The following is a 21,332-nucleotide window of genomic DNA, read 5'->3' on the forward strand; positions in this document are numbered from 1 at the left end:
AATGTCAGCCGCCGACCAGCTCTTCGACCGCGCCCACATAACCGCGCACGCCGTCCTGAACCTGGTAGAGGAAGATCGCCTCGTTGTTGAACTCGCCGGTCTCCGTGAAGGAGAAGGTCTTCGTCAGACCCTCGTACTCGACCCCCGCCAGGGCCTCGTACACGGACTGCCGGTTCACATCCCCGTCCAGCTCGGCGATGGTCTGGATGATCATGCTGGTGACGTCGTAGCTCTCGGCCGAGTAGGTGCCGGGGGCCTTGTTGAACTCCGCCTGATAGCGCTCCGCGAAGTCCGCCGTGGCGTCCTCGGCGGTGGCCTCGGTGCACGGGCAGGTCAGGTACCAGTCCTCGACCGCGCCGCCGGCCAGGTTGATCAGCTCGTCGTCGTTGGAGCCGTCACCCGAGATGCCGATGCCGTCGAAGCCGGACTCGCTGAGCCGGGTGGCGAACGGCGCGAGCGCCTCGTAGTAACCCGCGTAGATCAGCGCGTCCACACCCGCGGTCGTGACCGTACGGGCGGCGCCGCCGTAGTCGACCGTGTCGGCCGGCACGCTCTCCCGCTGGGCTTCGAGACCGGCGTTGGCCAGCTCCTCCATGGCGACGTCCGCGAGGCCCTCGCCGTACGGCGTGACGTCGTCGATCACCATGACGCTGTTCACGCCGTCCTGCTCGGCCAGGAAGTCGGCCATGGCCTTGCCCTGGGCGTTGTCGTTGGGCACGGCGCGCAGGAAGGTCGGGAAGCCGGCCTCGGTCAGCGCCGGGTCGGTGGCCGAGGAGGAGACCGCGGCGAGCCCGGCCTGCCCGTAGAGCGGGGCGGACACATGCGTCGGACCCGAGAAGGCGGGGCCGACGACGGCCATCACGCTCTGGTCGTCGATGGCCGACTGCGCGGCCGAGGTGGCCTGACCCTCGGCGCCCTGGTCGTCCGCCGGGACATACTCGATGGTGAAGTCGTACTCGTCGTTCTCGTTGGCCTCATTGATGGCAAGCTGCACGCCGTTTTGCATGTTCTCGCCCAGCGCGACATTCTGCCCGGAGAGCGGTCCCTGGTAGGCGATCTTGTAGGTTTCACCGCCGCCACCGCCGCTGCCGCCGCCGCCTTCGTCATCATCGCTTCCACAACCGGTAAGCAGCAGGGCACCGGCAGCCACCGGTATCGCCAGTCGCACGATGGATTTGTTGAGCACTTGGTAAAACCCCCTGGAACGAGCCCAGCCATGTCGGCACCGCACGACGTCCATGCACCACGCACACTGGTGCGGCGTGCAGCGGAATCTATTGCCCCACAAGCTGCACGAACACACCAGAGCGACAGATGTGATCGCCTCGTGACCTGCGGCACACGCCGGAAACAGAACACAACTGCCCGGTTAGCGGACGATCCGGACACCTGTCCAGAGGTAGGAGCCGACCAATTTCCATAAGGGCGGCGCACGTCGAGGCTAATGCCCCGGCGTGCGCCGTCAAGGGGGCGCAGTTTACGGAGAGTTAACACGAGGGAGCGGGCCAGGATCCCGGTGGGCTCACTTCTGCTGCTTCTGCCGCTTCTCCTCCGCGTCCTGGATCACGGCCTCGGCCACCTGGTGCATGGAGAGCCTGCGGTCCATCGAGGTCTTCTGGATCCAGCGGAAGGCGGCCGGCTCGGTCAGCCCGTACTGGGTCTGGAGCACGCTCTTGGCCCGGTCGACCAGCTTGCGGGTCTCCAGCCGCTGCGCCAGGTCGGCCACCTCGCCGGCGAGGCTCCGCAGCTGCTGGAAGCGGGAGACGGCGATCTCGATCGCCGGCACCACATCGCTCTTGCTGAACGGCTTCACCAGGTACGCCATGGCGCCGGCGTCCCTGGCCCGCTCCACCAGATCGCGCTGGGAGAAGGCGGTGAGCATCAGCACGGGCGCGATGTTGTCGGCCGCGATCTTCTCGGCGGCGGAGATCCCGTCCATCACGGGCATCTTCACGTCGAGGATCACCAGATCCGGGTTGTGCTCACGGGCCAGCTCCACGGCCCGCTCGCCGTCCCCCGCCTCCCCGACGACGGTGTAGCCCTCCTCCTCCAGCATTTCCTTGAGATCCAGCCGGATCAGCGCCTCGTCCTCGGCGATCACGACGCGGGTGGTGTTGGGCGGGACGTGGGCGCTGTCCGCGGTGACCGCCTCTTCGGCGGCCTCCGCCGGGATCACGGGCTCGTCAGGGACGTCGGGGGTGCTCACGATGCTCCTCGGTTTTCCGCACGCTGGGGCACTCATGAGAGTACCCACGGTCTGCCCGTCGGGGCCGCGCGAGCCCACGGAGATCCACCGGGCGGACCTGAGTCGCGGCCGGTCGCCGAGAGCCGCTAGACTGCCGTGGCGCCGCCAGCCGGGTTGGTGGAATGGCATACACGGAGGTCTCAAACACCTCTGCCCGAAAGGGCTTGCGGGTTCGAATCCCGCACCCGGCACCCTTTTCCACGCGCGCGCCCGCGCCCTCGGGTTACCAGCGGTGGCGGGCCAGCGCCCGTTCCACGTCCGCGACGTCCAGGGCGCCGTCGGCGACGAGCACCCGGTAGCGGTAGTCGAAGGACTCCCCCGGCGGCAGCTCGAACTCCTCGAAGAACGCCCAGGAGAAGGCCACCACGGGCACCGGCTCCGCGCGGACGAACCAGTGCGAGGGGTGGACGGCGTCCGGGCCGAGGTTCTCCGGGGCGTGCGCGAAGACCAGCGTCGAATGGGCGTCCACATCGTCGTGCGCCGAGGTGAGGGCGAGCCAGGGCGCCTCGGCCGCCGGGGTGCCCATGGTCCCCTGGTCGGTGCCGACGCCGGCCGGGGTGAGCACCCGGGCGCCGGTGAAGTCGCGCGGCCCACGCCACTGCAGACCGGTGTAGCCGGCCATCTCTCGGCCCGCCGTGGTGGGGCTGCCGAAGCGCAGCGGCTCCCCGCGCACATTGGTGAGGTGGATCGACCAGTCCAGCGCCCAGGTGCCCGCCTCGGGGTCGGCGCTGTGCGCGGTGAGGGTGCGACGCTCCCGGGCCCACTCCTGGCCGCCGTTGTTGATCCAGGTCAGGTCCTCGGCCACGGTCACCCGCTCGCCGGCCGCTTCGACCGTCGGGAACCCGTCGTGCCGCATCCAGCCGACGCGCTCCGGGACGCGCTGGTAACCGCGCCCGTGGATATAGGAGTTGCCGCCCCAGAAGTTCTGTTCCGAAAGATGACTCGCGGTCATCTGTAGACCCTTGTGCCAGCGGTGGTCGTTGGGCCGGTAGCCGCTGACCAACCGTCCGCCGATGGTGCGCACCGGATGCGCGTACGGCTTGCGCGACTCGTAGGGCTCCGGATCGGGCCGGTAGACATACGAGAGAACCTCGGTGCGGTGGGCGCCCTCGACCGCGAGGGCGATGCGCTCGCCGAGTGTGTGCTGGACGGTGAACTGCGCGGTCACTTGCTCTCCCTGGGCCCGATCCTGGACACCGGGCCCCGGGGGAGGCCCGGATGGTAAGCGCTTTCAACGATCGGTCAGCAAGCCAACCACGCACCGCCCGAGGTGACAAGGGCACCGCCCCGGCCTCGACGGCCGGGGCGGTGCCCCGCGTCCTGGAGCCGCCGCGGCTCAGCGCGGCATGTCGTCCTCGCCCACATGGTGGACGCGGACCAGGTTGGTGGTGCCGGGCGTGGCGGGCGGCGAGCCGGCCGTCATCACCACCACGTCACCCACCCGGCAGCGACCGACCCGCAGCAGCTCCTCGTCCATCTCGGTGACCATCTCGTCCGTGGACGTCACGGTGGGCACCAGATGCGCCTCCACCCCCCAGGTCAGGTTGAGTTGGGCCTGGGTGGCCGGATCGGGGGTGAAGGCGACGAGCGGGATCGGCGAGCGGTAGCGGGAGAGCCGGCGGGCGGTGTCCCCGCTCTGGGTGAAGGCCACCAGCAGCCGCGCGTCCAGGAAGTCGCCGATGTCGGCCGCCGCCCTCGCCACGGCGCCGCCCTGGGTGCGCGGCTTGTTCTCGTCGGTGAGCGGCGCCAGCCCGTCGGCCAGCAGCTCCGCCTCGGCGGCCAGCACGATCCGGCTCATGGTGCGCACCGTCTCGACCGCGTAACGCCCCACGCTGGTCTCGCCGGAGAGCATCACGGCGTCGGTGCCGTCCAGCACCGCGTTGGCCACGTCGGACGCCTCGGCCCTGGTCGGCCGGGAGGAGTCGATCATGGAGTCCAGCATCTGGGTGGCGACGATCACCGGCTTGGCGTTCCGCTTGGCCAACCGCACGGCGCGCTTCTGGACCAGCGGCACCGTCTCCAGCGGGACCTCGACGCCCAGATCGCCGCGCGCCACCATGATGCCGTCGAAGGCGTCCACGATGCCCTGGAGGTTCTCCACCGCCTGCGGCTTCTCGATCTTGGCGATCACCGGCAGGAAGCGGCCCTCCTCGGCCATCACCCGGTGCACGTCCTTGATGTCGTCGCCACCGCGCACGAACGACAGCGCCACGATGTCGACGCCGGTGCGCAGCGCCCACCGCAGGTCCTCGATGTCCTTGCCCGAGAGGGCGGGCACCGAGACCGCGACGCCGGGGAGGTTGAGGCCCTTGTGGTCGGAGACCAGGCCGCCCTCGACCACCCGGGTGCGCACCTCAGTCTCGGTCGCCTCGACGACCTCCAACGTCACCCGGCCGTCGTCCACCAGAATGCGCTCTCCGGCGCGGACGTCCTGCGCGAGTCCGCCGTAGGTGGTGCCGCAACGCCGGTGGTCACCGAGGATCTCCTCGGTGGTGATGGTGAATTCGTCGTCGCGTTCCAGAAGTACCGGACCTTCGGCGAAACGGCCGAGACGGATCTTCGGTCCCTGGAGATCGGCGAGAATTCCGACGCTGCGCCCCAATTCCGTGGCGGCCCGCCGGACCCGCTGGTAGCGCAGCTCGTGCTCGCGGTGGGCGCCATGGCTGAGGTTGAGGCGCGCCACGTCCATCCCGGCGTCCACCAGTTCGGTGATCCGCTCGAACGAGTCGGTGGCAGGGCCCAGTGTGCAAACGATTTTGGCTCGGCGCATGGGGCAACCCTAGGAGTTACCGACGAGTACCCGACTATCCGGAAGTGACCACGAGATGGCGGCCTTTTCACCAGAGAACCAACAAACAACAGAATGAGCGCAACGCCGCTCTTTTGAGCTTTGTGCTGCCTTATCGTTTCTCTCGAATCGAGCGAAATGAGGAGATCCGCCGGCTTTATCGCGTGGCGAGGCGCGCGCGGGGACAGCCTTGCCAGGCGCGCGCACGCTCAAACCCCGCCCGTGTCCGCCGCACCGGCGCCCGGCGGCCCACGCCGGTCACACCGGGATGTGCCGGGGCGGCGGCGACGGCGCCGCGGCGCGCGGTTCCGGGACGCCTGACCCGTGGGGCGCCGCGGGCTCCGGCTGGGCCCTGGCCCCGAACGTGGTGAACGCGGTCCGCTCCGGCAGCGGGTAACGCGGCTCGCCGGTCAGCGAGTTGAGGATGGTGGCGCTGCGGTGGGCGATCAGCCCGAGGTCGGGCGCGCCGACGCCGTGGGTGTGCTGTTCGGCGTTCTGGACGAAGATGCCGCCGGTGATCCCCTGGTCGAGCACCAGCCGGTAGTCCCTGGTGACCAGGGGGCGGCCGGCGGCGTCGGTCCGGATGTCCGCGTCGAGACCGGCCAGCACCGAGCCCAGGGGACGCTCCCGGTATCCGGTGGCCAGCACCACGGCGTTGGTGAGCAACCGGCTGCGCCCGCCCTCGGGTCGGTGGTCGAGGTGCAGCTCCAACTGGTGGGCGCCGATGCGCCCCGCGGTGCGCACCCCCACGCCGGGGGTGAGCACCACGTCGGGCCAGCCCCCCGGCACCGAGCGCCGGTACAGCTCGTCGTGGATGGCGGCCAGCGTGTCCACGTCGACCGCCTTGTACAACTGCCACTGCGTCGACCGGATCTGGTCGCGGATCTGCTCGGGCAGCGCGTGGAAGTAGCGGGTGTAGTCCGGGGTGAAGTGCTCCAGGCCCAGCTTGCTGTACTCCATCGGCGAGAACGCCGGGCTGCGGCTGATCCAGTGCAGCCGCTCGGCGCCGGCCGGCCGGTGGCGCAGCAGGTCGAGGAAGATCTCGGCGCCTGACTGGCCGCCGCCGATGACCGTCACATGCCCGGCGGCCAGAAGGCGGTCCCGGTGCTCCAGATACCCCGCGGAGTGGATCACGGGCGCGGTGGCCGACGCGTCGATCAGCGGGCGCAGTTGCTCGGGGACATGGGGCGCGGTGCCGATGCCGAGGGCCAGGTTGCGGGCGTAGACCCGGCCGGTGGCCCCGCGTTCGTCGGCGCGGCCCAGCGGGGTGAGGTCGATGTCGAAGACGGCGTGCTCGGCGTTCCAGCGGACGGCGTCCACCCGGTGGTGGAAGTGGAGCGCCGGCAACTGCTCGCTGACCCAGCGGCAGTAGTCGTCGTACTCGGCGCGGTCGCTGTGGAAGCGTTCGGCGAAGTAGAAGGGGAAGAGCCGCCGTTGGTGCCTGAGGTAGTTGAGGAAGCTCCAGGCGCTGGTGGGGTCGGCGAGGGTCACCAGATCGGCGAGGAAGGGGACCTGGAGCGTCGTGCCCTCGATCAGCAGCCCCGGATGCCAGCTGAAGTCGGGCCGCTGCTCGTACCAGGCGGTGCGCAGGTCGGGGTGGTCGTCCGCGAGCGCGGCCAGCGAGAGGTTGGCGGGTCCGATGCCCACGCCGACGAGGTCCAGGGGATAGCGAGGGTCAGCGGCGGTCATCGGGCTGCTTCTTCCTTCTGGGGATCACAGGGGTCACGGGCGGGGGTCACGGGCGGGGGTCACGGGCGGGGGGTCAGGGAGCCGGCGGAGGGGCGGTGTGGTGGCGGGCCGGGTTCGGCCGCCTGCTCCAGGACCAGCTTGAGCAGGGCGGCCAGATCGCTCTCCTGCACCCCCGGGTTGAGCAGGGTGGCCTTCAGCCACAGCGTGCGCCGGCCCCGCTCGTCCTCGGTCCAGGCCCGGCCGAGCACCGCCCGGCCGTCGGCGAGCAGCTGTCGGCGCACGGAGGCGACCCGTTCGTCGCTGGCGCCCGCGGGGCGGAACAGCACGGTGCTGATGGTGGGTCGGGCGTGCAGCCGCAGGCCCGGCGCGCCGAGCACCAGCTCGGCCAGCCGGCGGGCGGCGGCGCAGGTGTCCTCGATCAGCCGAGCAAGACCGGCGCGGCCCAGGGCGCGCAGGGTGACGGCGATCTTGAGCACGTCGGCCCTGCGGGTGGTGCGCAGCGAGCGCCCCAGCAGGTCGGGCAGCCCGGCCTCGGTGTCGTCGTCGGCGTTGAGATAGTCGGCCTGGTAGCCCAGCGGTAACAGGATGGCCCGGTCGGGGACGGTGAGCAGCCCGGCGGCGATCGGCTGCCAGCCGAGCTTGTGCAGGTCGAGGGTGACCGTGTCGGCGCGTTCGAGGCCGGCGAGTTGGTCGCGGTGGCGGGGGCTGAGCAGCAGCGGCCCGCCGTAGGCCGCGTCGATGTGCAGGCTGGCTGGGCGGTGCCGGCGCTGGGCGGCCACCAGATCGGCGAGCGCCGGCAGCGGGTCGATCGCTCCGGTGTCGGTGGTGCCGGCCGTGGCCACCACCAGGGCGTGCGCGCCCGGGGGCAGCGCCTCGACGGCGGCGCGCACGGCGGCCGGATCCAGCACCCCGCGCGGCGTCGGCAGGACGGTGGGGGGCGGCAGGCCCAGCAGCCAGGTGGCGCGCGCGGTGCTGTGGTGGGCGTTGGCGCCGCAGCAGACCCGGAGCGGCGCCGGATCGCGCTCCCTGGCCAGCAGCACGCCCAGCAGGTTGGACTCGGTGCCGCCGGTGGTGACCAGCGCGTCGGGGGCGGGGCCCGACGGGTGGACGAGCGCGGCGAGTTCGGCGGTCACCCTGGCCTCCAGGGCGGAGGCGGCGGGCGCCTGGTCCCAGGAGTCGAGCGAGGGGTTGAGCGCGCTGGCCGCGAGGTCGGCCGCGGTGGCCACGGCCAGCGGCGGGCAGTGCAGATGGGCGACGCAGTGCGGGTCGGCCGGATCGGCCGCGCCCCTGGCCAGCGCCTGGACCAGCGTGTCGAGGGCCTCGTGGGCGCCGGTGCCCAGGGCCGGCAGGATCGTTCCACCGAAGCGGGCGTGCCGGGACGTGGGGCCGCCGGCGGGCAGCGGGCCACAGCGTTCGGCGGCGCCCTCGGCCAGCGCGGTCAGCACCGTGTCCAGCAGCGGGCGCAGCGCGGTGGCTCCTGAGCCACCGCCCGCGAGCGCGGTCGGATCGTGCGGGCGAAGGGCAGGCATGGGGTACTCCAACAGGCGGCACCGTGGGAACGTTTGTGAACGCCCAAACGCTATGCGGTGCCTCCTGCCCCACCCGTCACTTCGGCCCGCTTTCCCTCGATAGAGCGAAGCGGGCCGGCGCGCCACCCCCTCGGAGTGGTAAGGGATACCTAACCACCGGCCGACGCGCGGCGGCCGGTGGTCGACGCGTCAGTTCGCGGCGCGCACCCGCAGCGCGCGGCGCAGGTCGTCGAGCTGGTCGAGCAGTTGGCGGCGCAGCGCCGGGGTGAGGTCGCCGGCCAGGGCGGCCTCGGTCAGCTCGACGGTGCGCTGTTCGGTGAACGGGTGCGGGAAGCCCGCGTGGCCGACGGTCGTGGCGAGCGCGTGGCCCCGGCGGGCGGCCAGGGCGGCGGCGGCCGGGAAGTACCGCTCCACATAGGGCGCGAGCAGTTCACGCTGCTCGGGATGCCAGAAGCCCTCGGCCGTGGCCGTGAACAGGTAGTTGGAGAGGCGGTCGGCCGGGTCGAACATGGCCTCCCAGGCGGCCTCCTTGGCCTTGGCCGCCGGCAGCGCGGCGCGGCAGCGGGCGGCGCCCTTCTCGCCGGTCGCGCTCCGGTCGCGTTCGGCCTCGGCCTCGATCTCCTCCTCGGTGGCGGCGCCGAGCACGGCGAGCCGGTGCAGCAGCCGCCAGCGGAGGTCGGCGTCGAGCGTCGGGCCGCCGGGCACTGTGCCCTCGCGCCACCAGTCCAGCAACGTGTCGGGCGCGTCAGCGGCGGCGATCGCGGAGCGCGCCGCGGTCAGCCGCCGCGGGTCGTCGCCCGTGCCGACGAGCAGCCGTTCGGTGATCCGCCGGACCATGGCGAGGGCCTCGGCCCTGCGGTCGTCCGGCACGTAGCGGCCGGCCAGCACGCCGCCGGCGAAGGCCAGGACGCCGCCCACGATCGGCGTCTCCCGCTCGCTCGGCAGATGCCGGAGGGCCGCCTCCAGGTAGTCGGACGGGGCGAGTTCGCCGTCCCTGACCATGTCCCGGGCCGCGTTCCAGACCACGGTGCGGCTGAGCGGGTCGGGCAGGCTGGAGAGGGTGTCGAGCGCCGTCTCCCAGGAGCGCGGGTCGAGCCGGACCTTGGCGTAGCTGAGATCGCCGTCGTTGACCACGAGCAGGTCGGGGCGGGCGCCGGGGAAGGTGTGCTCGGTGGTGCCGCCGGCGGCGTCGAGTTCGATCTCGTACTGGGCGCGGGACAGCACGCGTTCGGGCCTGGTGGGGTCGATGTCGTAGGCGCCGAGCCGCAGTCGGTGCGGCCGGCCGCCGCTGTGGGCGAGGCTCAGCCGCCACTCGTCGGTGCCGTCGCTGGTGCGCGGGGTGAGGGTGTCGGGGCCGCTGGTGCGCAGCCAGGCGTCGGCCCAGGTGGGCACGGGGCGGCCTGAGGCGCGGGCCATGGCGTCGATGAAGTCGGCGAGGGTCGCGTTGCCGAAGCGGTGCCGGGCGAAGTGGTCGTTGATGCCGGCGAGGAAGACCTCCTGACCGAGCCAGGCGACGAGTTGACGCAGCGCGGAGGCGCCCTTGGCGTAGGAGATGCCGTCGAAGTTGAGCCAGGCGGAGGCGGTGTCCGGCACCGCGTCGGGCTCGGGGGCGACGGGGTGGGTGGAGGGGCGCTGGTCCGCGTCGTAGCCCCAGGACTTGCGGACCACGGCGAACTCGGTCCACGGGCGGTATCCGGTGGCCTCGTCCAGCACCTGGTAGCCCAGGTACTCGGCGAAGGACTCGTTCAGCCAGACGTCGTCCCACCAGCGCAGGGTGACCAGGTCGCCGAACCACATATGGGCCATCTCGTGGGCGATGACGACGGCCCGCACCTCGCGTTCGGTGTCGGTGACCGCCGACTGGAAGACATAGCCGTCGCGGAAGGTCACCAGCCCCGGGTTCTCCATGGCGCCGGCGTTGAACTCGGGGACGAACGCCTGGTCGTAGGAGTCGAACGGGTAGGGCTCGTCGAAGATCTCGTGGTAGCGGTCGAAGCAGCGGCGGGTGATGTCGAGGATCTCCTCGGCGTCCCGGTCCAGCTGGGCGGCGAGCGAACGCCGGACATGCAGGCCGAACGGGAGCCCCGCGTGCTCGGTGCGCACCGAGTGGTAGGGGCCGGCGACCACGGCGACCAGATAGGTGGAGATGAGCGGGGTCTCGGCGCAGCGCCAGCGTCCCGGCTGGTCGGCGACGGGGGTGGCGATGCCGTTGCCCAGCACCGTCCAGTCCTCCGGGGCGGTGACGGCGACGTCGAAGACGGCCTTGAGGTCGGGCTGGTCGAAGGCGGCGAAGACCAGCGGCGCGTCGGTCATGCAGCACATGGAGTAGAGGTAGGTGAGGCCGTCCACCGGGTCGGTGAAGCGGTGCATCCCCTCGCCGGTGCGGGAGTAGGGCATCTCGGCCACGATGGTCAACTCGTGCTCGCCGGCGGCCAGTCCACGCAGCGGGAGCCGGCCGTCCGCGAGGCTCTCGACGGCCAGGTCCTGGCCGTCGAGAGTGGCGGAGCGCAGGGCGGTGGGGCGTAGTTCGACAAAGGTGTCGCCGGGCTCGCGCGCCGTGAACCGCACGGTGGTGGTGGAGCCGAAGACGGTGTCGCCCCGGGTGAGGTCGAGGTCGATGGTGTAGCGCTCGACGGCCAGCAGACGGGCGCGGGTCTCGGCTTCGAGACGGGTGAGTGTCGCCATGACGCCCTATGCTGCCGCACCGCCCCGGCGCGGACCCAACGAGTTGTCGGCGCGCGCCCCTCCGTACCCCCCAAGAGCGCCGGTCGGTACCGGAACTCGCCGCGCGGCCGTCTACAAGGGCGGACGACGCAGGTCAGCGTGGTGTGAGGGGAGCCACGCCAGAATTGGTCCAGTCCAAAGGCTTGACGCTCTCCGGGGGCCACTCCTTAGATCACGCCCGAAGCGAAGGGGTCACCGACCGTCATCCGACGGTCATGAACACGCCAGCGCGACGGGCTCCGCCCAACCCGTCGCCCCCACCCCCACACCGAGGAATCCCCCACTCCCGCACCGGAATCGGATGTGAACGCATGTCCCCCACACAGCGCCACGCCCGCACCACCCGCCGGCTCGCCGGCACCGCGGTCGCCCTGCTCGCCGCCGGCGGCCTCGCGCTCGGCCAACTGCCCGGCGCCAGCGCCCAGGAGGCCACCGCCGGACCCACCGAGGCGATCCGGCCGGCGGCCGAGCCGATGACCGTCGCGCCCTACCTCTACAACGGCTGGGGCGACCCGCCGAGCCCGACCACCGTGATGGACGCCACCGGCGTCGAGTGGTTCACCCTCGCCTTCGTCCTCAGCGACGGCTACTGCGATCCGCGGTGGGACGGCTGGCGTCCGCTGTCCGGCGGGGTGGACCAGGACACCATCGAGACCATCAGGGCCGCCGGCGGCGACGTCATCCCGTCCTTCGGCGGCTGGAGCGGCGACAAGCTGGAGAGCTCCTGCGCCACCTCGGGCGAGCTGGCCGACGCGTACCAGCAGGTGATCGACGCCTACGGTCTGGCGGCCATCGACATCGACATCGAGGCCGCCGCCTATGACGACCCCGCGACCCAACAGCGCACCGTGGACGCCCTGTTGGCCGTGCAGGCGGCCAACCCCGGGATCAAGGTGTACATCACCTTCGGCACCGGCCGAAACGGCCCCGACACCAGCCTGATCAACCGCGCCGCCGACTCGGGCCTGACCGTGGACGGTTGGACCATCATGCCGTTCAACTTCGGCGGGAACGGCCAGGACATGGGCCAGCTCACCATCCAGGCGTCCGAGGGCCTGAAGAGCGCGCTGATCGACGCCTACGGCTATGGCGAGGCGGAGGCGTACCAGCACATGGGGATCTCCTCCATGAACGGCGTCACCGACGTCGGCGAGACCATCACCGTGGCCGACTTCGAGACCATGCTGGGCTACGCGCGGGAGGTCGGGCTCTCCCGCCTGACCTTCTGGTCCGTCAACCGCGACCGGCCCTGCGAGGGCGGCGGCGCGGACAGCTGCTCGGGAGTGGACCAGCAGCCGTGGGAGTTCACCGACGTGCTGGCCCGCTATGTCACCGAAGGAGCCTGAGCGATGGCGCGAACACCCCGCGGGGGCCCCCGCCACGGTGCCGTTCCGGCCGTCGCGCTCGGTGCCATACTGGCCGGCGTGGCGGTGATTCCCAACGCGCGGGCGGGCGAGGAGCCCCGCGCCGTGCCCGATCTGGGCCCGAACGTCAGCGTCTTCGACCCGTCGATGTCGAACGCGGAGATCCAGAGCGAGGTCGACGCGGTCTTCCAGCGGCAGGAGACCAGCCAGTTCGGCGACGGCCGGCAGGCGTTCCTGTTCGCCCCGGGCACGTACGACGTCGATGTGAACGTCGGCTACTACACCCAGGTCTCCGGGCTCGGACTCCACCCCGACGATGTGACGATCAACGGCGCCGTCCATGTGGAGGCCGACTGGTTCGAGGGCAACGCCACCCACAACTTCTGGCGCGCCGCCGAGAACCTCTCCGTCAACCCCACGACGGGCAGCGACCGTTGGGCCGTCTCGCAGGCCGCCCCCTACCGGCGGATGCATGTCCGCGGCGACCTCCAGCTGGACGACGGCGGCTGGTCGAGCGGCGGCTTCATGGCCGACACCCTGGTCGACGGGACGGTGCGCTCCGGCTCCCAGCAGCAGTGGCTGTCCCGCAACACCGACTGGGGCGCCTGGGAGGGCTCCAACTGGAACATGGTCTTCGTCGGCGCGGAGAACGCGCCCTCCGGCGACTTCCCCGACCCGCCGTACACCCGCGTCGACACCACCCCCGTGCACCGCGAGAAGCCGTTCCTCTCGGTGGACGACAACGGCGACTACCAGGTCTTCGTCCCCGCCCTGCGCACCGACACCTCCGGGGTGAGCTGGGCCGACGGCGCGGCCGACGGCGAGTCGCTGCCCATCGAGGACTTCCATGTGGTGCTGCCGGGGCAGGGCTCGGACGAGATCAACGCGGCGCTGGAGAGGGGCCAACACCTGCTGGTCACGCCCGGGGTCTACGATCTGGACGACACCCTGCGGATCACCGAACCCGACACCGTGGTGCTCGGCCTGGGCCTGGCCACCTTCGTGCCACGGCACGGGGTGACCGCCATCGAGGTCGCCGACGTGCCAGGCGTCAAGGTCGCCGGGTTGCTGATCGACGCCGGCGAGGAGAACTCCGAACGGCTGATGGAGGTCGGCCCCGAGGGCTCGTCCGCCGACCACTCGGACAACCCGATCTCGCTGCACGACGTGTTCTTCCGGATCGGCGGCGCACACGTCGGCCGGGCCACCACCAGCCTGGTGATCAACAGCCACGACGTGATCGGCGACCACCTCTGGCTCTGGCGCGGCGACCACGGCTCCGGCATCGGCTGGAACCAGAACACCGCCGACACGGGCCTGGTGGTCAACGGCGACGACGCCACCCTGTACGGGCTCTTCGTCGAGCACTACCAGAAGACCCAGACCATCTGGAACGGCGAGCGCGGGCGCACCTACTTCTACCAGAACGAGATGCCCCACGACCCGCCCGACCAGGCCGCCTGGATGGACGGCGACACCCGGGGCTACGCCGCCTACCAGGTGGCCGACTCGGTGACCGAACACCAGGCGTGGGGGCTCGGCGCCTACTGCTTCTTCAACGCCAACCCGGGCGTGGTCGCCGAACGCGCCTTCGACGTACCGGAGTCGCCCGGCGTCAGGTTCACCCATATGGTGGCGGTCTCGCTGGGCGGCGGCACCGGCACCATCCAGCACATCGTCAACGACACGGGCGGTCCGGCCAACGCCCAGAACAACGTGGCCAACCTCATCGCCTACCCCTGATCCACCGGCCACCCACGATCCCGACCGCCGGGGGCGGGGCCGGTCGGCCCCGCCCTCGGGGCGCTCTCGCTGTCGCCGCCGGTCCGCTCGAGGTCAGGCCGGCCAGTACAGGAGCGAGGCGGTCAGCTCGTCCACGCGCACCGGCTCGTCGCCGTTCACCAGGACATCGGCCACCAGCCGGTTGTCGTCGGTCCCCGGCAGGTGCCCCTGCCAGTGATGGGTGAAGTGGCCCCGGCCGGCGTCATGCGTCGGCGAGTTGATCGGCCACGACTTGGCACGGGCCCATACCCCGCCCCTCTTGTGGTTGCGGGCCACCCGCAGCTGGATCTCCTGGCCCCTCGCCAGCCCATCGGCGCGGAGCGCGAAGTCGAGGCTGAACAGATGGGCGCCGGACAGCAGCGTCTGTTCCAGTGGTCGGTCGGCCCAGCCCTTCCCCGGCACATAGAGCCGGTCCCAGGTGACCGTGTACCAGTCGCCCGGGGTGAGCGTGACCCCGTTGCTCCGCTCCAGATACCGATGCACGGGTGTCTCCTTCGTGGGCGGGTTGGAGCCGCCCGGGCTCCAGTCGGCTGGGTGCTTGAGGCGTTCGCTGACCCGCTTGCGGATATCGCCCATGGAGACCCCGGGACCACGCGGGTCGATCTTTCCCGGCTGCCACTCCAGATGGCCGATCACCGAGGTGTCCCCGGACTTTCCCCAGCCGTGCGCCCGACAGAGCGCGGCGGAGGCCCGCACGATCGCCTCGACCTGCGCGGCCGGCCACGGGTCCTTGTTGTCACCGAGGTTGACGCACTCGAATCCGTAGAAGTACCTGTTGCCGTCGGTGTCGGCCTTCTGGTCGGGCGGCAGCGGCCGTTCGGCGATCACCGCGTCCAGCACGGCGCCGTCGCCGCTGCCGGCGTGGTTCGCCCGGCCATGGCCGACCAGATGGACCGCGCCGTCCTTGGCGATGACGCCATGGCACAGCGGTCCTGGCAGCGTGGAGTGCCCGCTGTAGCAGAGCTCGACGGAGCCGGCGGTGCCCGAGGTGACGGTGTGGTGAACCATCACCCCGTGGACCCCGCCCCATGACCCCACGTGGTTGCGGTTGTTGGTGCGCCAGGACTTGTACTCGACGACGCGTACGCCCTCGGCCTTCAGGGCTTTGATCAGTGCGTCCGCGCTGAGTGGTGTGGCCATGCGGCCCTCCGCAGATGAGGCGGCCCCGGTTCGGGGGCACACTGCGCCAGGGGGATGATTCCCAGGGCGGACCCGCTACCCAACCCCCTCATGGGGGCGCTTATCAGCCTTTTCCGCCGCCCCCCGCCGCAGGGGCGCGCCGCCCTCAGCCGTGGTCCCCCTCGCCCTCCTCGTCCCTGGCGAGCCGCTCGCCGGCGATGGTCTCGTGGTGGCGGATCACCTCGGCGATGATGAAGTTGAGCAGCTTCTCGGCGAAGGCCGGATCCAGCTTGGCGCTCTCGGCCAGCTCCCGCAGCCGTATGATCTGCCGCGCCTCGCGCGCCGGATCGGCCGCCGGCAGATCGTGGTCGGCCTTGAGGCGCCCGACCCGCTGGGTGCACTTGAAGCGCTCCGCCAACATGTGGACCACGGCCGCGTCGATGTTGTCGATGCTGTCGCGCAGCGAGGCCAGCTCGCCACGCACGCTGTCGTCCAGGCCACCGCGCGCCACGACGCCCTCACCCGTGCTGCTGTTCTCCATGGTCACCACCCTAAGCCGCGGGCTTGATCGCGACTCTTCAGTGCGTCGTCGTCGACTGCCCCGATCCGCGTGCCCTCGGCGCCCTCTACCACGAGATCCTCGGCGGGGAGCTGGCCGACGGCGAGCCGCCCCGGGTGGAGTTGACCACCCCGACCGGGCTGCGGATCGCCTTCCAGCGGGCCGAGAACCACCAGCCCCCGCGCTGGCCGGACCCGGAGCGTCCCGCCGCGAGCTGATCGTCGCGGTCTACTCCGAGGAGGTGGCCGCGCTCCACGCCCGAGGGGAGTCGCCGCTGGCCACGGACCCGCAGGGCGACGCCTCTCTTCGACTGGCTCCGGGAGTTCATCGTCCATGGCGCGGCCAAACGGGCGTTGGCCACATCGATCAGCGACGACCCCGCCGGGGGACGCTCCGCGCTGTTCGACCGCTGGCACCGCTCCCTGCGCACGGTCGCGTCCGCGCTGCTGGCCCGGGCGCAGCACGCCGGGGTCGCCCGCCCCGACCTCGACGTGTCCGAACTGCTCGCCCTGGCCGGCGGGATCGCCCTGACCAGCACGAGCACCGGCACGAGCACCGGCACCGGCACCCCGCAGGCCGAGCGACTCCTCCGCCTGGTCAGGGAGGGCACCGAATGCGCCCAACACGCCCCGGGCGCACGGGAATAGCGGCGCCGGGCGGCCCGTTGGCCCTGTCATGGACATCGGAGTGGTGCTCACGGGTTCGAATGTGGCCGGGGACAACTATGTGGACGCGGTCGTCGCCCTGGCCCGCGAGGCCGAGGCCGCCGGGGCGGCCTCCGGATGGTTCGCGCAACGGCTGGACTACGACGCCGCCGCGCTGGCGGCGGTGGTCGGGCATGTGGTGCCGAGGCTGGCCCTGGGCACCTCGGCGATCCCGGTCTTCGCCCGTCATCCGGTGCTGGTGGCCGGGCAGGCGCTGACCGCGCAGGCCGCCACCGGGGGCCGCTTCCAGCTGGGGCTCGCGCTGGGCGCCAAGCCGCTGGTGGAGAGCGCCTTCCAGATCCCCTTCGAGCGCCCCGTCGCCCTGCTGCGGGAGTTCCTCACGGCGCTCCGGCCCCTGCTCACCGACGGCACCGTCGACTACCGGGGCGAACTGCTGGGCGCCGCGCCGACGTTGCCGGTCTCCCTGCCGGGAGCCGAGCCGCCGCCGGTGCTGGTGGCCGCGATGGGGTCGCAGGCGCTCCGGGTGACCGGCGAACTCGCCGACGGCACGCTGCCGTTCCTGGCCGGGCCGCGCGCGCTCGGCGAGCATGTGGTGCCGGCCCTGACGGCGGCGGCCGAGGCGGCGGGGCGGCCGGCGCCCCGGGTGGTCGCGCTGGTGCCGGCGGTGGTCACCGCCGAGGTGGCCAGGGTGCGGGAGGTCGCCACGCAGGAGTTGGCGTTCTACGAGTCGATCCCGTCCTACCGCAGGGCGCTGGATCTGAGCGGCGCGGACCGGGCCGGTGAGCTGGCCCTCGTCGGCGACGAGGAGACGGTCGCCGCCGGGATCAGGCGGTACCGGAACGCGGGCGCGACCGAGGTGATCCTGACCCAGACCGGCATGGGCGGCGAGGCGGCCCGCCGACGCACCTGGCGGCTGGCCGGCGAGCTGAGCGGGGCCTGACGGCGGGCCCGCCACCGCCCGAGCGATGGCGGGCCCTTCCCTCACTTGATGGCGCCGGCGGCGAGGCCGGCGGCGAGGCGGCGCTGCACCAGGACGAAGAAGACGAGCACCGGCAGGGTGATCAGCGTCGAACCCGCCATCACGGCACCCCAGTCGGTGCTGTACTGCCCGAAGAAGCGGTGCAGCCCGACGGCGGCGGTGTACTTGGCGTCGTCCTGGAGGAAGACAAAGGCGAAGACGAACTCGTTCCAGGCGACGATGAAGGCGAACACGCTGGTGGCCACAAGTCCTGGTGCCACCAGTGGCAACAGCACCGAGCGGAACATCCGCCACCAGCCGCAGCCGTCCAGATAGGCCGCCTCCTCCAACTCCTCGGGCACGGCGGCGACAAAGCCACGCAGCGTCCAGATCGCGAACGGCAGCGAGAAGGCGAGATAGACGATGGTCAGCCCCAACAGGCTGTTGAGCAGCTGGAGATCGCGCATCTGGAGGAAGAGCGGGATCACCAGCGCCTCCAGGGGCACCATCTGCACCACCAGGATCATCACCAGCACCTTGGTGCGCAGCCGGAAGCGGAACCTGGCCACGGCCACGGCGGCGAAGAGCGCCAGCAGTCCGGAGAGCAGCACGGTACCGAGGCCGACCAGCGCGGAGTTCCGCAGGTAGCGCCCGAACTCGCCGGTGTCCAGCACATGCCGGAAGTGGTCCAGGGTGAAGCCCTGCGGCAGCACGGCCGCGCCCCGGTGGTCGGCGGCCGGGTCGAAGGCGGAGGAGACCATCCAGTAGACGGGAAAGAGGGTGAACGCCAACAGCGCGGCCACGGCCACCGCCAGGCCAAGACGCCGCAGCGGGGTCGTCCGGTTCACAGCTGGTCCCCCTCCCTGGACAGGGCCTTCACATAGCCCACGGTGATGGCGAGCAGCAGCAGGGTGAGCAGCACCGCGATGGCGGAGCCCATGCCGTACTCGTTGCGGCTGAAGGACTGGATATAGGACCAGACACCGAGGTTGAGCACGTCCTGGTTGGCCCCCGCGCCGCCCGGCATCAGATAGATCTGCGCGAAGACCTTGAAGTCCCAGATGGTGGAGAGAATGGTGACCACCAGGAAGACCGGACGGATGGTCGGCACGGTGATCCGCCAGAACCGCTGCCAGGCGTTCGCGCCGTCCATCAGGGCCGCCTCCGGCAGTTCCCTGGGGATGGTGAGCAGCGCCGCGTAGACGGTGATGGCCACGAAGGGGAAGCCGTGGTGCACCACGTTGAGCGTGGCGATGGCGTAGAACGACCAGCGGTCGGTGAACCAGTTGGTCTCCCTCGGCTCGATCGCGCCCACCGCGTCGAGGCCGCCGCTCACCACGCCGTTGAGCGGGTCAAAGATCCAGATCCAGACATAGGTGCCGGTGACGGCGGGCATCGCCCAGGCCGTCATGATCGCGCAGGAGCAGACCAGCCGCCAGCCGGGCCCCAGGCGGCGCAGCAGCAGCGCGACCAGGGTGCCGAGCACCACCGTGAGCAGCACGCAACTCAGCGCGAAGAGCACGGTGTTGGGGAGCACCGTGGTCCACAGGAAGGAGTCCCCCAGGATGTCCCGGTAGTTGTCGAGACCGGTGTAGTCGCTCTCGCCCGTGTTGATCTGCCGCAGCCCGTAGTCCTGGAAGGACAGCAGCACCACCCGCGCGAGCGGCCAGAACAGCAGCACGGCGAGCACGCCGAGGGCGGGGGCCAGCAGCAGCCAGGGCCGGAGCGCCCGCACCCTGGCCGCACGGGCCCTGGCGCGCGCGGCGGCCCCCGCCTCGGTCGCGCGCGGCTCAGTCGCCAAAGGTCTCGTCCATGGTCGCCGCCGCCTCCCGCGCCGCCTCGGCGGCGGTGCGGTCGCCGGCGAGGACGGACTGGAGCATCCGTTGGAGCACCTGCTCACCCTGGATCGCGCCGTACCTCTCGGTGACCGGCAGGTTCCGGCCGGCTTCGAGCATCTGCTGGGCGAAGGGGGCGACCAGCGGCTCGTCCCTGGCCTGGACCTCGGCCAACAGGCTCTGCTGGCCCGGGAAGTAGCCGGTCTGATCGGCCCAGGACGCGGCGAACTCGCCGGTGCTCATCAGGGTGATCAGCTCCCAGGCCAGCTCGGGCTCGGAGCTGTTGAAATCCCCCAGCAGCGAGCCGCCGACGAACGAGGGGCTGAACCCCCCGTCCCGGCCGGGGACGGGCACCACGCCGATCCGCTCCGCCCAGGTCGGATCGGACTCCAGCAGGGTGGTGATCGTCCAGTTGCCGTTGATCACCATGGCCGCCTGGCCGTTCTCGAAGCTCTCCAACTGGTCGGTCTCCAGCCAGGTCTGGGCGGCGGCGACGGAGAGGTCGTGCTCGGTGGCGAGCGACGTGTAGAACTCGATGCCCTCGACGGCGGCCGGTTCGGCGACGGTGGCGCGCCAGCCGCCCTCCCCGTCCGGCTCGGCGATCTCCCCGCCGGCGCCCCAGATGAAGGGCGCCAGCCCGTGCTCGGCGCCACCGGAGACGGGGAACGGGATCATCTCCGGCTCCAGCTCCCGCAACTCCAGGCCGACATCGCGGAGTTCGTCCCAGGTGGTGGGCGGCTGGAGGCCGTGTTCGGCGAAGACGTCGGCCCGGTAGATCAGCGCCCGGACGCCCGCGTACCAGGGCATCCCGTAGGTGGCCCCCTCGACCGTGCCCGCCTCGTGGAGACCGGGCACGAGGTCGTCGCCGAGCCCGCCCGCCTCGATGTCCCCCGAGAGGTCACGCAGCGCGCCGGCCGCGCCGAACTCCGGGGCCCAGGTGGTGCCGATCTCGGCCACGTCGGGCAGCTCGCCGCCGGCCATCGCGGTGGTGATCCGGTCGTGGGCGTCGCCCCACTGGATGAACTGCACATCGAGCGTGGCCCCGGTGCGCTCGATGAACTCCGCCTGGAGCGCCTCGACATAGGGCCGGGCGTCGGGGTTGGTGCCCTCCATGATCCAGAGTTCCAGGGAGTCGGCCGAACCGCCGTCCCCGCCGCAGGCGGTGGCCGCGCCCAGGGTCAGGGCGGCGGCGCAGGCGATCAGCCGGCGGCGCCGGCGCCGAGGGTGTCTTCCGGAGGTGTGCGTCACTGCTCTCTCCCGTCCTCACCGTCCTCCCCGTCCGCGTCCGCGCGGCGGGGATGTGACAGCGCTGTCCACCCGGGAGTCGCTCCACACCTCAGGGGCAACACCGTTTATGGGCTGGACCTCTGGCGGCCGGCGGAACCCGCGGCCGGCCCCGCGCGTCCCATCGGCACACGCAAAGGAGGTACGTCGTGCGACAGAAGATGATCGTGCCGACCGTCGCGCTGGCCGGCCTGCTGCTGGCCGGCTGTGGCTCTTCCGATTCGGAGGACACGGCCGGGGACGGCCAGGAGAACGAGGCTCCCCCCGAGGAGGCACCGGAGGAGACACCCGACGAGAACCCCGACGAGGAGCAGCCGGGCGACGAAACCGACCCGGACGACTCCGGCGAGTCGGGCGGATCCGGCGAACACGGTGGATCCGGCGAACACGGCGAACACGGCCAGGCCGCCTTCCAACAGCGCGCCCAGATCGTGGTCGACACCTGGCCCGAGCCGGAGCCGGCCGGCGAGGAGGGCGAGCACCTCGCGCCGCTGACGGGGCTCGCCGAGGCGGACCCGACGGCGGACGAGCTGACCGTCCAGATCGGCCACGGCCAGTGCGACGCCGGCTTCGGCGCCTGGGTCGCCGAGACGGACGACCTGGTGATCCTCGGCGGCTGGATCGAGCCCGACCCGGAGGTCCAGATGTGCGCCGAGATCCTGGTGTTGGACGAGGTCCCGGTCGAGCTGGAGAACGAGCTGGGCGACCGCACCGTGGTGGACGCGGTCAGCGGCGCCGAGCTGCCGCCGGCCTGATCGCGCCACGCGGACCGGCGAACGGCCCACATGACG

At 71.7% G+C, this 21,332-nt stretch carries 16 protein-coding genes, 1 tRNA gene and 2 pseudogenes; 7 read left to right on the forward strand and 12 right to left on the reverse strand.

The window, feature by feature from the left end:
- Positions 1 to 4: 4 nt before the first annotated feature.
- Entirely contained in the window at positions 5 to 1,168 is a 1,164-nt protein-coding gene (locus K4G22_RS04790; RefSeq protein WP_228078413.1) for a branched-chain amino acid ABC transporter substrate-binding protein, read from the reverse strand.
- Between the two features lie 354 nt (positions 1,169 to 1,522).
- Positions 1,523 to 2,176 carry an ANTAR domain-containing response regulator gene (locus tag K4G22_RS04795; RefSeq protein WP_228083950.1) on the reverse strand — a complete coding sequence of 218 codons (654 nt, stop codon included), beginning with the start codon at positions 2,174 to 2,176 and terminating at the stop codon, positions 1,523 to 1,525.
- A 177-nt stretch (positions 2,177 to 2,353) separates the two neighbouring features.
- Between K4G22_RS04795 and K4G22_RS04800 the strand changes: the two genes are divergently transcribed.
- Positions 2,354 to 2,436 (forward strand) — tRNA-Leu (locus K4G22_RS04800).
- Positions 2,437 to 2,468: 32 nt separating this feature from the next.
- On the opposite strand, the gene K4G22_RS04805 is transcribed toward K4G22_RS04800, so the two are convergent.
- The 5 genes from K4G22_RS04805 to pepN form a co-directional block, all read right to left on the reverse strand.
- Positions 2,469 to 3,413 (reverse strand): DUF6807 domain-containing protein, encoded by a 945-nt coding sequence (locus K4G22_RS04805; RefSeq protein WP_228078414.1) that lies wholly within the window; start codon positions 3,411 to 3,413, stop codon positions 2,469 to 2,471.
- A gap of 168 nt (positions 3,414 to 3,581) precedes the next feature.
- Positions 3,582 to 5,015, reverse strand: a complete 1,434-nt coding sequence (pyk, locus tag K4G22_RS04810) for a pyruvate kinase (RefSeq protein WP_228078415.1) — start codon at positions 5,013 to 5,015, stop codon at positions 3,582 to 3,584.
- A 276-nt stretch (positions 5,016 to 5,291) separates the two neighbouring features.
- Complete coding sequence (locus K4G22_RS04815; RefSeq protein WP_228078416.1) at positions 5,292 to 6,722, reverse strand: lysine N(6)-hydroxylase/L-ornithine N(5)-oxygenase family protein; 1,431 nt, start codon at positions 6,720 to 6,722, stop codon at positions 5,292 to 5,294.
- 59 nt (positions 6,723 to 6,781) lie between these two features.
- On the reverse strand, positions 6,782 to 8,251 hold the full coding sequence (locus tag K4G22_RS04820) for a pyridoxal phosphate-dependent decarboxylase family protein (protein ID WP_228078417.1): 1,470 nt from the start codon (positions 8,249 to 8,251) through the stop codon (positions 6,782 to 6,784).
- A 189-nt stretch (positions 8,252 to 8,440) separates the two neighbouring features.
- Positions 8,441 to 10,936, reverse strand: coding sequence for an aminopeptidase N (gene pepN, locus K4G22_RS04825; protein ID WP_228078418.1), 2,496 nt, complete (start codon positions 10,934 to 10,936; stop codon positions 8,441 to 8,443).
- Positions 10,937 to 11,385: 449 nt separating this feature from the next.
- Here pepN and K4G22_RS04830 point away from each other — a divergent pair.
- Together K4G22_RS04830 and K4G22_RS04835 are read left to right on the forward strand one after the other, a co-directional pair.
- Positions 11,386 to 12,321, forward strand: a pseudogene (locus K4G22_RS04830) (chitinase); the annotation flags it as partial.
- Between the two features lie 3 nt (positions 12,322 to 12,324).
- On the forward strand, positions 12,325 to 14,082 hold the full coding sequence (locus K4G22_RS04835) for a coagulation factor 5/8 type domain-containing protein (protein ID WP_228078420.1): 1,758 nt from the start codon (positions 12,325 to 12,327) through the stop codon (positions 14,080 to 14,082).
- A 93-nt stretch (positions 14,083 to 14,175) separates the two neighbouring features.
- Here the strand turns inward: K4G22_RS04835 and K4G22_RS31905 are convergent, their stop codons facing one another.
- Entirely contained in the window at positions 14,176 to 15,261 is a 1,086-nt protein-coding gene (locus K4G22_RS31905) for a peptidoglycan recognition protein family protein (RefSeq protein ID WP_425336604.1), read from the reverse strand.
- A gap of 145 nt (positions 15,262 to 15,406) precedes the next feature.
- Positions 15,407 to 15,781, reverse strand: a complete 375-nt coding sequence (locus K4G22_RS04845) for a chorismate mutase (protein WP_228078421.1) — start codon at positions 15,779 to 15,781, stop codon at positions 15,407 to 15,409.
- Between the two features lie 23 nt (positions 15,782 to 15,804).
- On the opposite strand from K4G22_RS04845, the gene K4G22_RS04850 reads away from it, so the two are divergent.
- The 3 genes and pseudogenes from K4G22_RS04850 (at position 15,805) to K4G22_RS04860 (ending at position 17,404) form a co-directional block, all read left to right on the forward strand.
- The gene (locus tag K4G22_RS04850; RefSeq protein WP_228078422.1) at positions 15,805 to 16,017 is read left to right on the forward strand and encodes a VOC family protein; all 213 of its coding nucleotides are present in this window, start codon (positions 15,805 to 15,807) and stop codon (positions 16,015 to 16,017) included.
- A 93-nt stretch (positions 16,018 to 16,110) separates the two neighbouring features.
- Positions 16,111 to 16,446 (forward strand): annotated as a pseudogene (locus K4G22_RS04855) (SbtR family transcriptional regulator); the annotation flags it as partial.
- Positions 16,447 to 16,474: 28 nt separating this feature from the next.
- A complete protein-coding gene (locus K4G22_RS04860; RefSeq protein WP_228078424.1) occupies positions 16,475 to 17,404 on the forward strand; it encodes a TIGR03564 family F420-dependent LLM class oxidoreductase in 930 nt (309 codons plus the stop codon).
- 41 nt (positions 17,405 to 17,445) lie between these two features.
- On the opposite strand, the gene K4G22_RS04865 is transcribed toward K4G22_RS04860, so the two are convergent.
- Genes K4G22_RS04865 through K4G22_RS04875 form a run of 3 tightly spaced genes read right to left on the reverse strand, consistent with a single transcriptional unit; the run spans position 17,446 to position 20,505 of the window.
- Positions 17,446 to 18,270, reverse strand: a complete 825-nt coding sequence (locus K4G22_RS04865; RefSeq protein ID WP_228078425.1) for a carbohydrate ABC transporter permease — start codon at positions 18,268 to 18,270, stop codon at positions 17,446 to 17,448.
- Entirely contained in the window at positions 18,267 to 19,223 is a 957-nt protein-coding gene (locus K4G22_RS04870; protein WP_228078426.1) for a carbohydrate ABC transporter permease, read from the reverse strand. Before K4G22_RS04870 ends, K4G22_RS04865 begins: the two co-directional genes overlap by 4 nt.
- A complete protein-coding gene (locus K4G22_RS04875) occupies positions 19,213 to 20,505 on the reverse strand; it encodes a sugar ABC transporter substrate-binding protein (protein ID WP_228078427.1) in 1,293 nt (430 codons plus the stop codon). The genes K4G22_RS04870 and K4G22_RS04875 overlap by 11 nt, the downstream gene beginning before the upstream one ends.
- Positions 20,506 to 20,690: 185 nt before the next feature.
- On the opposite strand from K4G22_RS04875, the gene K4G22_RS04880 reads away from it, so the two are divergent.
- Complete coding sequence (locus tag K4G22_RS04880; protein WP_228078428.1) at positions 20,691 to 21,296, forward strand: hypothetical protein; 606 nt, start codon at positions 20,691 to 20,693, stop codon at positions 21,294 to 21,296.
- Positions 21,297 to 21,332 lie beyond the last annotated feature (36 nt).

The sequence above is a fragment of the Streptomyces profundus genome (genome assembly GCF_020740535.1).
Taxonomy (GTDB): Bacteria; Actinomycetota; Actinomycetes; order Streptomycetales; family Streptomycetaceae; genus Streptomyces; species Streptomyces profundus.

What these genes read in the sequence shown, in the direction of transcription:
- K4G22_RS04835 (WP_228078420.1), top strand. Translation starts at nt 12,325, where the DNA reads ATGGCGCGAACACCCCGCGGGGGCCCCCGCCACGGTGCCGTTCCGGCC.
- pepN (WP_228078418.1), bottom strand. Translation starts at nt 10,936, where the DNA reads ATGGCGACACTCACCCGTCTCGAAGCCGAGACCCGCGCCCGTCTGCTG.
- pyk (WP_228078415.1), bottom strand. Translation starts at nt 5,015, where the DNA reads ATGCGCCGAGCCAAAATCGTTTGCACACTGGGCCCTGCCACCGACTCG.
- K4G22_RS04820 (WP_228078417.1), bottom strand. Translation starts at nt 8,251, where the DNA reads ATGCCTGCCCTTCGCCCGCACGATCCGACCGCGCTCGCGGGCGGTGGC.
- K4G22_RS31905 (WP_425336604.1), bottom strand. Translation starts at nt 15,261, where the DNA reads ATGGCCACACCACTCAGCGCGGACGCACTGATCAAAGCCCTGAAGGCC.
- K4G22_RS04815 (WP_228078416.1), bottom strand. Translation starts at nt 6,722, where the DNA reads ATGACCGCCGCTGACCCTCGCTATCCCCTGGACCTCGTCGGCGTGGGC.
- K4G22_RS04860 (WP_228078424.1), top strand. Translation starts at nt 16,475, where the DNA reads ATGGACATCGGAGTGGTGCTCACGGGTTCGAATGTGGCCGGGGACAAC.
- K4G22_RS04845 (WP_228078421.1), bottom strand. Translation starts at nt 15,781, where the DNA reads ATGGAGAACAGCAGCACGGGTGAGGGCGTCGTGGCGCGCGGTGGCCTG.